Source organism: Flaviramulus basaltis (assembly GCF_900114265.1).
In the GTDB taxonomy this organism is placed as follows: Bacteria; Bacteroidota; Bacteroidia; order Flavobacteriales; family Flavobacteriaceae; genus Flaviramulus; species Flaviramulus basaltis.
On sequence record NZ_FPKV01000002.1, the window covers coordinates 258,140 to 270,155 of the forward strand.

The following is a 12,016-nucleotide window of genomic DNA, read 5'->3' on the forward strand; positions in this document are numbered from 1 at the left end:
ATGCTTAATTTTGCCTGTCTAAAGGGTAAAAAATAATCATGACCAAAAGAACAATTATCTTTCTTGCATTTTTTAGTTTTATATTATTTGCAAATGCACAACCACAAAAAAAAGAAACAGTAAATACCACAAAATTTGAAGATTTAAAAGACATTACAATCACAGGTAAAGTTATTGACAAAGACAATCAACTACCTTTAGAGTATGCTTCAATAGCTTTCTTTAGCAAAAGTGAAAATAAAATTGTTGATGGTGGAATTACAGATATTAATGGTCTATTTAGCATTACTCTTCCAAAAGGAGTTTACGATATTTCAATAGAATATATTTCTTATAAAAAAATCACATTTTCTGATAAAAATTTAGATAAAAACGAAAACCTAGGCACCATTTCTATGGAAATTGATTATGGTACCTTAGATGCAGTTGAAGTGATTGCAGAACGTACTACTGTTGAAATAAAACTCGATAAAAAAATATACAATATAGGTAAAGATCTTACCACTGCTGGAGGAACTGTAAGTGATGCTTTAAACAACGTACCTTCTGTATCTGTAGATGTTGAAGGCGCTATTAGTTTAAGAGGAAACGAAAATGTAAAGATTTTAATTAACGGAAAACCATCCGCTATGGCTGGTTTTGGAGATACAAATGTATTAAGTCAATTACCTGCAGAAGCTATAGAACGTGTTGAAGTTATTACCTCGCCTTCTGCAAGATATGATGCCGAAGGTACTGCAGGAATATTAAATATTATTCTTCGTCAAAAAGAAACTTTAGGTTTTAATGGCTCAGTAAATTTAACTTTAGGTAATCCAGATAATGTAGGTGTATCAGCTAATATCAATTATAGAACCGAAAAATTCAACTTATTTTCAACTCTTGGTTTTAGATATTTTAATTCTCCTAGAAATAGTTTTAATGATACTAGGTATTTCGACAGACTTGTTGATGGTGTTACTGTAGAGCCAGAATATGAAAGAATACGTGAAAACCAAGAAGTAGAACGTTTAAATAGAAATTACAATGCTAGCTTAGGAATGGAATATTTTCTATCTAAAAAAACATCATTAACTGGTAGTGTTTTTTATAGATATGGAGAAGATAGAGACAAATCGCTTAACAATAGTGACCGTTTTAATGACGGAAGTTTAGTTGAACAAACATTAAGAACTGAAAGACAAAGTGAAGATGGTGACAACTATCAATTTGCATTAAACTATATTACAAAATTTAATGATGATGGACATCAATTAACCGCCGATGTTCAATTTGAAAATGGCTATGAAAATCAGCTTACCTATATCGATGAAAACTATTTAGTAACAAATCAAACAGATCCTGAGCCTTTTCAAATAGAAAACGTCATTGAGACAGAGGACAAAAAGGAATCTTTATTTCAAATAGATTATGTATTACCAATTGGTGAAAATGCTAGATTTGAAGCGGGTTATAGAGGAAACTTCGAAAATTCAATAAAAGATTATACACTAGAGCAAGAAGATATTGATACTGGCAATTTAATTGTAAACGATACAGTATCAAATATTTTTGACTATACCGAAAATGTAAATGCATTTTACACACAATATGGAACTAAATTTGGTGAGTTTTCATTTCTTTTAGGTTTACGATTAGAAAATACCCAATTAAAAGGAAACATTGACTCTAGACTAACTGATGAAGAATTAGAAGAATCTTTTGGATTTCCTATTGATGTAGACTTTAATAACAATTACCTAGGGCTCTTCCCTACTTTAAACCTAATTTATAACTTAGGTAAAAATAAAGATGTAGAAGAAAGTATTACATTAGGTTACAACAGAAGAATTAATAGACCTCGTGGTTGGTTTGTTAATCCATTTCCATCACGTTCTAGCCGTACAAATGTATTTCAAGGGAATCCTAATATAAGTCCCGCATTTGCAAGTGCTTTTGATATAGGTTATTTGAAACGTTGGGAAAAACTAACTTTAACATCATCAATTTATTATCAATATGAAACAGATTCTTTTGAACGTGTACAAGAAAATACAGGCGAACAAACATCAGATGGGATTGATATAATAAGAACAGTGCCTATAAATTTATCAACTAATAAAAGAACTGGAGCAGAATTTGGTGTTCTTTATAATCCTGAAAAATGGTTACGATTAAATACCAGCTTTAACTTTTTTCAATTTGAAACCGATGGTGAATTTAATGGCGTAGATTATGGTGCAAAAAACACCAGTTGGTTTGCTCGTTTTAGTAGTAAAGTAACTTTGCCTGCAAAAATAGATTGGCAAACAAATGCTAACTATAGAGCTGCTAGTGAAAATGCACAAAGCGAAAGTAAAGGTGTATTTTCTTTAGATTTAGCTTTTAGTAAAGAAATATTTAATGATAATGCTACCATTTCATTAAACGTTAGAGATTTACTAAATTCTAATAAATGGAACTCTTTAACAACAACAGAATTCTTTTCAAGAGATAGTGAATTTCAATGGAGACAACGACAAGTAAATTTATCTTTTAGATATCGTTTTAACCAACAGAAAAGACGTAATGAGCGTAGACAAAATGAGAATGGTAATGGTGGAGATGATGATTTTGACTATGGTGGATAGTTATTTATTACATAGATAGAAATAAAAAAAGGAAGCTAAAAATCAGTTTCCTTTTTTTATTATGAATTTAAAATGTTTTATTGAGCATTACGCTTCGCTTTCTTTTCTTCTCTAATTTCTTTAAATCTTTCAATTAAAGAACCACCAATCCAATAAGGGATTACAAAAGTTAACAAAAATATCATTAACCAAAATCCTATAGTTAATATGGTTAAAAATGCTAAAAAGCCTAAATATTGATCAAAATCAAACATAATTATAAGTCTCTATTAAAAATCTTATGCAAAGATAATGCAAAGTGATGTGTTACACAATATCAAATTAAAATTTATTAACAGAGTTTTCACTAATTTAAATTAGGCTGTGGTGTCATTCTTAAATATGGTCTAATTTCATTAACGCCTTTTGTAAAAATTCCTTTAGCATCTTCAGTTGAAATAGAAGGACTTATTACAACATCTTCTCCATGCTTCCAATTTGCTGGCGTTGCTACTTTATGATAAGCAGTTAATTGTAAAGAATCTATAACTCTTAATAATTCATCAAAATTTCTTCCTGTAGATGCTGGATATACAATGATGAGTTTTATCTTTTTATCAGAACCTATAACAAATACAGATCTAACAGTTAATTTGTCATTAGCGTTAGGATGAATCATATCATATAATTCAGATACTTTCCTATCTTCATCTGCAATTATTGGGAAATTCACTGTAGTTGCTTGTGTATCATTAATGTCATTAATCCAAGCATGATGAGATTCAAGACCATCAACACTTAATGCCACAACTTTTACATTACGTTTATCAAATTCTGCCTTATACTTAGCTACTGTTCCTAATTCTGTAGTACAAACTGGGGTATAATCTGCGGGATGTGAAAATAAAATCCCCCAACTATCGCCTAGCCATTCATGAAAATTAATATCTCCTTCTGTGGATTTTGCTGTAAAATTTGGAGCTTCATCTCCTAATCTAATTGTTGACATATCTTTAATATTTTTATGTTAAATTTAATTCCTACTAAATTAATATATTTAATAGGATTAATAAAATAAACTATGTTATTTATGTGTTAAAAAAACTTATAAAACTAACAGATATCATATTAATAAAAGCTATAAAACAATTAACTTTGTAACTTAAATTAAATCATTACCAAAATGAGTTTTAGAATAGAAAAAGATACTATGGGCGAGGTTAAAGTGCCTGCCGATAAACTTTGGGGAGCACAAACAGAACGCTCTAGAAATAATTTTAAAATAGGTGCTCCTGCATCTATGCCATTAGAAATAATTTATGGTTTTGCTTATTTAAAAAAAGCGGCAGCATATACCAATTGTGAGTTAGGTGCTTTACCTATTGAAAAACGTGATTTAATTGCACAAGTTTGTGATGAAATTTTAGAAGGGAAACATGATAATCAATTTCCGTTAGTTATTTGGCAAACAGGTTCTGGTACACAAAGTAACATGAATGTTAACGAAGTTATTGCAAACAGAGCTCAACAATTAGCAGGAAAAGTAGTTGGAGAAGGCGAAAAAGTTATTCAACCAAATGATGATGTAAATAAATCGCAATCTTCAAACGACACCTTCCCTACTGGAATGCATATTGCTGCATATAAAAAAGTTGTAGAAAACACGATTCCTGGTGTAAAACAATTACGTGATACACTTCATAAAAAATCTGAAGCTTTTAAAAATGTAGTTAAAATTGGTAGAACGCACCTTATGGATGCTACACCGTTAACTTTAGGTCAAGAACTTTCTGGTTATGTTGCACAATTAGACCATGGTATTAAAGCTTTAGAGAATACACTATCTCATTTAAGTGAATTAGCTTTGGGTGGAACTGCGGTTGGCACAGGATTAAATACCCCAAAAGGTTATAGTAAACGTGTTTCAGAATATATAGCAAAATTTACAGGATTACCTTTTGTAACTGCTCCAAACAAATTTGAAGCTTTAGCAGCACATGATGCTTTAGTCGAAACACATGGCGCTTTAAAGCAATTAGCTGTTTCTCTAAATAAAATTGCAAATGATGTGAGAATGATGGCTTCTGGACCACGAAGTGGCATTGGAGAAATTATTATTCCAGCAAATGAACCTGGTAGTTCTATTATGCCTGGTAAAGTTAATCCAACACAGTGTGAAGCATTAACTATGGTTTGTGCTCAAGTTATAGGTAACGATGTAGCAATTGCTGTAGGTGGTATGCAAGGACATTATGAGTTGAATGTGTTTAAACCTGTTATGGCTGCTAATGTTTTACAATCTGCTCAATTAATTGGAGATGCTTGTGTAAGTTTTGATATTAATTGTGCAGCAGGTATTGAGCCTAATCATGAAGTAATCACAAAATTACTTAACAATTCATTAATGTTAGTGACTGCGCTTAACACAAAAATTGGTTACTATAAAGCTGCCGAAATTGCTAATACTGCCCATAAAAACGGAACAACCTTAAAAGAAGAGGCTATTAATTTAGGTTATGTTACTGCTGAAGATTATGATGCTTGGGTAAAACCAGAAGATATGGTAGGTGGTTTAAAATAAATTAATAAAATATTTATAAATAAAAAGGCAGGTAAATAAATTACCTGCCTTTTTTTGGTTAGTTAGCTATCAATCCTTCTTGTTTATTATCAAGGAAATCAAGTCAAATATATAATTTAACATATTATTAATAGTTAACAAATGTTAATCATCGTCTATTTTTTTTCTTATTCTACTTAATTGTACCGATGTTATGCCTAAATATGATGCAATATGATACTGAGGTATTAACTCATCAACATTTGGAATCTGTTTTCTTAACTCTAAATATCTTTCTTTTGCATCTAAAGAAATCAATTCTACAAGGCGCTTTTCATAAGTCATATAAACAGATTCTAAAACTTTAGAATATAATGTATTAACAGACATGTTCTTTTTACATAAATCTGAAATTTTATAGTAATCTACTTCATAGATTTGACAACCTGTTAATGTTTCAAAAACAAATAATGAAGGTTTATTTTTTACTAATGCTGTTAGAGGAGCAATAAAACTATATGGTAAAAAGAAATTTTTATTAAACTCTTTTCCATTTTCTGTAGTTAAATAACATCTTGCTACTCCAGAAGCAAGCATATATATTTTAGTTGGCACTTCATTTAATTTAACTATTTGCTTACCCGGTTTTACCTCTTTAAGTTTAGAGATACTCATAAGCTGATTAATCGTTTCTGCAGGAACGTTACTAAAAGAATTTAAAAATTCTAATCCAAGATTGGCATCCATAAAAATCTATAAATTTGCTGCCATTATAAATGCTTTATTAGCATGAATACTGGTTGTATCAAAAGTAGGTATAGAGACATCTTTTTGTTTTATTAACAAAGGTATTTCTGTACAGCCTAAAATTACACCTTCTGCCCCATTTGCAATTAATTTCTCTATAATTTGCAAATAAATTTGTTTAGATGCGTCATTTAATACGCCTTTAGATAATTCTTTATAAATAACATCATTAATTATATTTCTATCTTCAAGATTTGGTACTATAGCCTTTATACCAAATGCTTCTAAAACTTTAATATAAAAGTCTTTTTCCATGGTATATTTTGTGCCTAAAAGGGCTACCGTTTTTAATTTTTTTTCTAATATTTTTTCTGCTGTTACTTCAGCTATATGAATTACAGGAATATTTACAGCCTCTTTAACGGCATTAATAGATAAATGCATGGTGTTTGCGCAAATTAAAATACATTTTGCTCCAGCTAACTCTAAACTCTTTCCTGCATTAGCCATAATAATATCCAACAAATCCCATTTGTCTTCTTTTTGAAGTTTCGAAATTTCAGCAAAATCTACCGAATTAATAATCACTTTACAAGAATGATCTTCGCCAAAATGTTCGCTTGCCAAATTATTTAAAACTTCATAATACATGATGGTTGATTGAGGCGTGATGCCTCCTATTAATCCTATAGTTTGCATAATACTGTGTTTTTAAAACTAATGTAACAAAATAACTAGAAAAATAAGCTGGCTATAATAACAAAAAAAAACCTCAAACATAATGTTTGAGGTTTTAAGCTTAAGTGTTATATATAATTTACTTTAAAGTAAATTCTGATGTTGATACTAAATCTTTTTCATTAAAAACATTAACCATGTAACGTCCTTTTTCAAATTCTTTATCTCCATTTGGAGTTACAAACTCACAAATATTTAGGTTAGTATTTTCATAATTAAATTTGCTAATTAAACTGTAATTTAAAGTTTTTTCACCAAATACAACTTGTTCATTTAAGCCTAAAGTATTGTTTTTAGGATCGATTACTTGAACATATAATTCTTGCTCACCTGCTTGAATTAATTTATTTTTTGCAACTATAAAACATACTCTAATTTTATCACTTCTACTTGCTCTTTCTGTTGGTATTACTTTACCAGATGTTCTAACTATAACACCAGATGCTTTTAAATCTACTGCAGAAAGTACTGATGCATCCGATACAACTTCTGCTAATGCATTGTTTTGTACTAGTAAAGAATCTGTAAATATTGTACGCTCTTCTAAACGAACACGTGTGCTATCTAAAGATGTCGCTAAATAAGAATTCTCTACTCTTAAAGAATCATTTTGAGCTAACAATACATCCATTTCTTTTTGAAGTGATGCATATTTTTGTTTGTATCTCCATAAACTTTTTACGTTAGTTTCAGAAATTTTTAAAGAATCTATTAATCCTTGAATACGTCCTCTAGCTTCAATTAAATTACTGTTTGCAACTTCATTTTCACCAATAGCTTCATCATATTGTTTTGCCATTGCATTTAAATCATTCATCACTAACTGTTTTTGTTCAGTTAATTCTTTCTTGTCATCATTAGTTTTTTTATAAAGGTTCATGGTATAAAATCCAGTTGCCAAAAATAAAACTACGGCAATACCTAATGCCACTTTAAGTCCCATACTACTTTTGTTGTTTTCCATAATTACTTGTTTTTAGTGTTTTAATAGTCAAATGTTGTTTTTCTTTTTTTAATGCTATAAGTAAATAATGATGTATTTTTAACTTTCAAAATTTATTTTTTTTATGGATAAACTGGTTTTATTTAACAATACTATTCTCAATAAATTATTAAACAAACGCTCTGGTGAATCCAAATTTGGCCAACATGTTCAAATATTAACCAGCATTTCCAATATATACGAACAACTTAAAAATTTAGATGTCTCACATGTAATTTTAGGATTACCTGAAGATGTTGGGGTGTTTGCTAACCTAGGAAAAACTGGTACTTCAAAGGCTTGGCAAGCTACTCTTAAAATTTTGTTAAACATTCAAAGTAACCAGTTTACAAAAGCAAATAAAGTTTTAATCTTAGGGCATTTAGATTTTTCTGATGAATTATTACAAGTCTCAAAACTTAATTCATCAAAAAAAAAGGATATTTTAAAAGCCAGAAAATTAGTTGAGGGCATTGATGTATCGGTTTCTAATATAGTTCATCAAATTGTTTTAGCTGGTAAAAAGCCAATTATTATTGGTGGCGGACACAACAATGCCTACGGAAACATTAAAGGTGCAAGTTTAGCTCTCAATAAACCTATTAATGTTATTAATTTTGATGCACATTCCGATTTTAGACCAGAAGAAGGCCGCCATAGTGGTAATGGTTTTAGCTACGCTTTCGCGGAAGGATTTTTAGGCAATTACTTTGTTTTTGGACTTCATGAAAATTATACTTCAGACAAAATTTTTAAAACACTAGATAAATCTAAAAACATAAAATACAATACATTTGAAGCTTTAGAAATTAGAAAAGAACTAAAATATAAACTTGAGTTAGAAATAGCTTTAAAACATATATCTGATAATGAATTTGGTATTGAAATAGACTGTGATGCTATTCAAAATATACCAAGTAGTGCTATGACGCCAAGTGGTTTTAGTGTAAATAAAACCCGAAATTTCTTAAATTATTTTGCAAAGCATAAAAACGCTACTTATTTGCATATTTGTGAAGCTGCTCCAACTAAAAAAACAGCAAATCAAGTTGGAAAACTAATCACCTATTTAATAACCGATTTTATTAAACAATAAATTTTACACAATATTTTAAAATAAATTATTACATTTACATAAGTGCTTATATAAATACAAATATTATGGATGCATTAAGAGGGTTTGGAGAATTAGGCTTAGGTTCTAGACTAAAAAGAGTTAGTGAATTTGTAATGAAGGAAACCCAAATTGTTTACGACCATTTTAATATAGACTTCGATCCTTATTTATTTCCAATATTTAAAATCATATCTAATAAAGATGGAGTTACAAATTCTGAAATACAAAACTCATTACAGTTTTCTCAACCAGCTATAACACAGGCTCTAAATAAACTAAACAACAAAGGCCTAATAATATACAAAACAGACAAAGAAGATAAGCGCAAAAAAATAATATACTTATCGAATAAAGGACAAATAACTTTAGAAACACTAAAGCCACTTTGGATAAATATTGACAAAGTTATAAAAGAATATACTTTAGAAAGTTCTTCGTCTTTAATAGAGCATTTAAATGCTCTAGAAAACAAATTAAATAAAAAAAGTTTTAGTAAAACAATTATAGATAATATTAAAATGGAAGTCGTACAAGAAATAAAAATTATCAATTATAAAAATGAATATGCAAAAGATTTTTATAAATTGAATGTAGAATGGTTGAAAACATTCTTTGTTGTTGAACCTTATGATGAAGAAGTTTTAAGCAAACCCGAAACTTATATTGTTAACAAAGGCGGACATATATTTTTTGCCAAACTTAACAACGAAATTGTTGGTACTGTAGCTTTAATGCCTATTGGTAATGAAGGCTTATTTGAGCTAACTAAAATGGCAGTTTCTCCTAACCATCGCGGATTTAAGATTGGGCAAAAACTTATGCAATATTGTATAGACTTTGCTAAAAATGAAATGAAACTACCAAAACTCATACTCTACTCCAACACCAAACTAGAAAATGCTATTTATATTTATAGAAAATATGGTTTTATTGAAATTCCCATTCAAGAAAATTCGCCATATAAACGAAGTGATATAAAAATGGAGTTGGTGTTTTAAAAAATAAAAACTTGTTAGATTTAATAGTCTAACAAGTTTTTTAATCTATTTACTTAATAGTAAAAGTTATTCCGTTATACCTTCTAAATCAAATATAAAAGCATAAGTTAAAGCTAATCTTTTGTAACGTTCAAAACGCCCAGACGCTCCACCGTGTCCTGTTTCCATGTTACAATCCATTATCAATAAATTGTCATCCGTTTTTAATTCTCGTAACTTAGCTACCCATTTTGCTGGTTCCCAATATTGCACTTGGCTATCCCAATAACCTGTAGTTATTAAAATATTAGGATAGTTTTTAGCTTCAATATTATCATAAGGCGAATATGATAACATATAATCATAATATTCTTTATTCTTAGGATTTCCCCATTCATCAAACTCAAATGTAGTTAGTGGAATAGATTCATCTAACATCGTAGAAACAATATCTACAAAAGGCACTGCTGCAACAACTCCATTCCATAAATCTGGTTCCATATTTAAAATAGCTCCCATTAATAGTCCTCCTGCAGATCCTCCATAAGCATATAAATGATTATTGTTTGTAAACTTTTCATCTATTAAAAATTGACCAACATCAATGAAATCTGTAAACGTATTTTTCTTTTTTAATAATTTTCCGTTTTCATACCAATCTCTTCCCATTTCTTGTCCGCCTCTAATATGTGCAATAGCATAAATAAAACCTCTATCTAATAAACTTAAACGTGACGAACTAAATGAAGGTTCAGAATTACTTCCATAAGACCCATAAGCATATAACAATAATGGATTTTTCCCATTCTTCTCAACACCTTTTTTATAAACTAGTGAAACTGGAACTTTAGTACCGTCTTGGGCTGTAGCATATAAGCGTTCTGAAGTATAATTTTCAATTGAAAAAGAATCATCCAAAACCTCTTCTTGTTTTAATAACACCTGCTCTTTTGTTTCCATATTATACTCAAAAGTACTATTAGGTGTTGTTAAAGATGTGTAACCATAGCGTAAAACATCAGTATCAAAATCTAAATTAGATGTTGTATAAACGACATAAGCGGGATCGTTAAATGGTACATAATAGTCCTTTGATTTATCCCAAGTCATAACTCTTATGGTACTTAATCCATTTTTTCTTTCTTCTGCTACTAAATAATTTTTAAAAATATCCATACCTTGAAAATAGACATCCTCTCTGTGTGGTATAACATCTATCCAATTTCCCTTTTCAGTTTTATTTACTGGAGTTTTAACCAATTTAAAGTTTTTTGCATCTTTATTTGTTCTTATATAAAAATAATCGCCATAATGGTCTATAGAGTATTCCAAGTCTTTTTCTCTAGGCTGAATAATTTTCCATTCATCATTTGGGGTATTTGCATCTAAATATCTGAATTCTGTAGATAGTGTTTGAAAACTTCCTATTATTAAATAAGCTTCAGATTTTGTTTTGCCTACATAACATAAAAACGTGTCGTCTTTTTCTTCATAAACGACTTCATCTTCAGATTGATTAGTACCAATAATATGTTTTAAAATTTTATTTTGACGAAGCGTCTGAGGATCCTTAGTTGTGTAAAAAATGGTCTTGTTATCATTAGCCCACGTTGCATTACCACCGGTATTTCTTAGTTTTTCATCTAATAATTTTCCTGTTTCTAAATTTTTAAAGTAAATGGTATATTGGCGTCTAGAAATAGTATCAATTCCAAAAGCTAACATATTATTATTTGGACTTACAGACTGACCTCCTATTCCATAGTATGAATAGCCTTTAGCCATTTCTGGACCATTAAGCATGATCTCTTCTTTAGTATTTTTTTCAAGTTTTTTTCTACAATATAAAGCATAATCTCCTCCTTCTTCAAAACGAGTGTAATATGAATATCCATTGTCGTTTACAGGAACAGATTGATCATCTTTTTTTATTCGACCTACAATTTCATTATATAATTTATCTTGAAGAGAGTCTGTATGAGCCATCGCTTTATCTAAATACGCATTTTCAGCATTTAAATAATCTAAAACATCTTGCGTTTGAGAATCTGGTGTTTCCGCATTTTTTTGCTCATCGCTTAAGCGCATCCAAAAATAATTATCAATACGTGCATCATCATGAATAGTTAGCTCTTTAGCAACTTTTTTTGCTAAAGGAGCTTCAAACGCAGCATAAGATTTATTCTTTTCATTTGATTTACAAGATATTGCCAGAACGGAAAGTGTAAAAACAGCAAGAAGATTAGTTTTCATAATGGATTGGTTTTTAGAATTATAAAGTAACAAAAAAAATCTTAAGGCTTGTTA

At 29.5% G+C, this 12,016-nt stretch carries 10 protein-coding genes; 4 read left to right on the plus strand and 6 right to left on the minus strand.

Translation table 11 applies throughout. From position 1 onward, the window contains the following. Nucleotides 1-38 precede the first annotated feature (38 nt). Complete coding sequence (locus BT151_RS07835) at nucleotides 39-2,609, plus strand: TonB-dependent receptor (protein ID WP_084647905.1); 2,571 nt, start codon at nucleotides 39-41, stop codon at nucleotides 2,607-2,609. A gap of 77 nt (nucleotides 2,610-2,686) precedes the next feature. Here the strand turns inward: BT151_RS07835 and BT151_RS18590 are convergent, their stop codons facing one another. After that, nucleotides 2,687-2,863 carry a hypothetical protein gene (locus tag BT151_RS18590; protein ID WP_171946623.1) on the minus strand — a complete coding sequence of 59 codons (177 nt, stop codon included), beginning with the start codon at nucleotides 2,861-2,863 and terminating at the stop codon, nucleotides 2,687-2,689. Nucleotides 2,864-2,955: 92 nt separating this feature from the next. Further along, nucleotides 2,956-3,597, minus strand: coding sequence for a peroxiredoxin (locus tag BT151_RS07840; protein ID WP_072401248.1), 642 nt, complete (start codon nucleotides 3,595-3,597; stop codon nucleotides 2,956-2,958). A 174-nt stretch (nucleotides 3,598-3,771) separates the two neighbouring features. On the opposite strand from BT151_RS07840, the gene fumC reads away from it, so the two are divergent. Continuing rightward, entirely contained in the window at nucleotides 3,772-5,169 is a 1,398-nt protein-coding gene (gene fumC / locus BT151_RS07845; protein WP_072401249.1) for a class II fumarate hydratase, read from the plus strand. A 144-nt stretch (nucleotides 5,170-5,313) separates the two neighbouring features. Here the strand turns inward: fumC and BT151_RS07850 are convergent, their stop codons facing one another. The 3 genes from BT151_RS07850 to BT151_RS07860 form a co-directional block, all read right to left on the minus strand. Continuing rightward, a complete protein-coding gene (locus tag BT151_RS07850) occupies nucleotides 5,314-5,895 on the minus strand; it encodes a Crp/Fnr family transcriptional regulator (RefSeq protein WP_072401250.1) in 582 nt (193 codons plus the stop codon). 6 nt (nucleotides 5,896-5,901) lie between these two features. Then, nucleotides 5,902-6,594: an aspartate/glutamate racemase family protein gene (locus tag BT151_RS07855; protein ID WP_072401251.1), complete on the minus strand. Its 693-nt coding sequence runs from the start codon at nucleotides 6,592-6,594 to the stop codon at nucleotides 5,902-5,904. A 118-nt stretch (nucleotides 6,595-6,712) separates the two neighbouring features. Continuing rightward, the gene (locus tag BT151_RS07860; RefSeq protein WP_072401252.1) at nucleotides 6,713-7,597 is read right to left on the minus strand and encodes a chromosome partitioning protein ParA; all 885 of its coding nucleotides are present in this window, start codon (nucleotides 7,595-7,597) and stop codon (nucleotides 6,713-6,715) included. Between the two features lie 103 nt (nucleotides 7,598-7,700). Between BT151_RS07860 and BT151_RS07865 the strand changes: the two genes are divergently transcribed. Beyond that, nucleotides 7,701-8,711, plus strand: coding sequence for a formimidoylglutamase (locus tag BT151_RS07865; RefSeq protein WP_072401253.1), 1,011 nt, complete (start codon nucleotides 7,701-7,703; stop codon nucleotides 8,709-8,711). Between the two features lie 65 nt (nucleotides 8,712-8,776). Continuing rightward, a complete protein-coding gene (locus BT151_RS18925; RefSeq protein ID WP_084647906.1) occupies nucleotides 8,777-9,730 on the plus strand; it encodes a bifunctional helix-turn-helix transcriptional regulator/GNAT family N-acetyltransferase in 954 nt (317 codons plus the stop codon). 66 nt (nucleotides 9,731-9,796) lie between these two features. Here the strand turns inward: BT151_RS18925 and BT151_RS07880 are convergent, their stop codons facing one another. Next, entirely contained in the window at nucleotides 9,797-11,962 is a 2,166-nt protein-coding gene (locus tag BT151_RS07880) for a S9 family peptidase (protein ID WP_072401254.1), read from the minus strand. Between the last annotated feature and the right edge of the window lie 54 nt (nucleotides 11,963-12,016).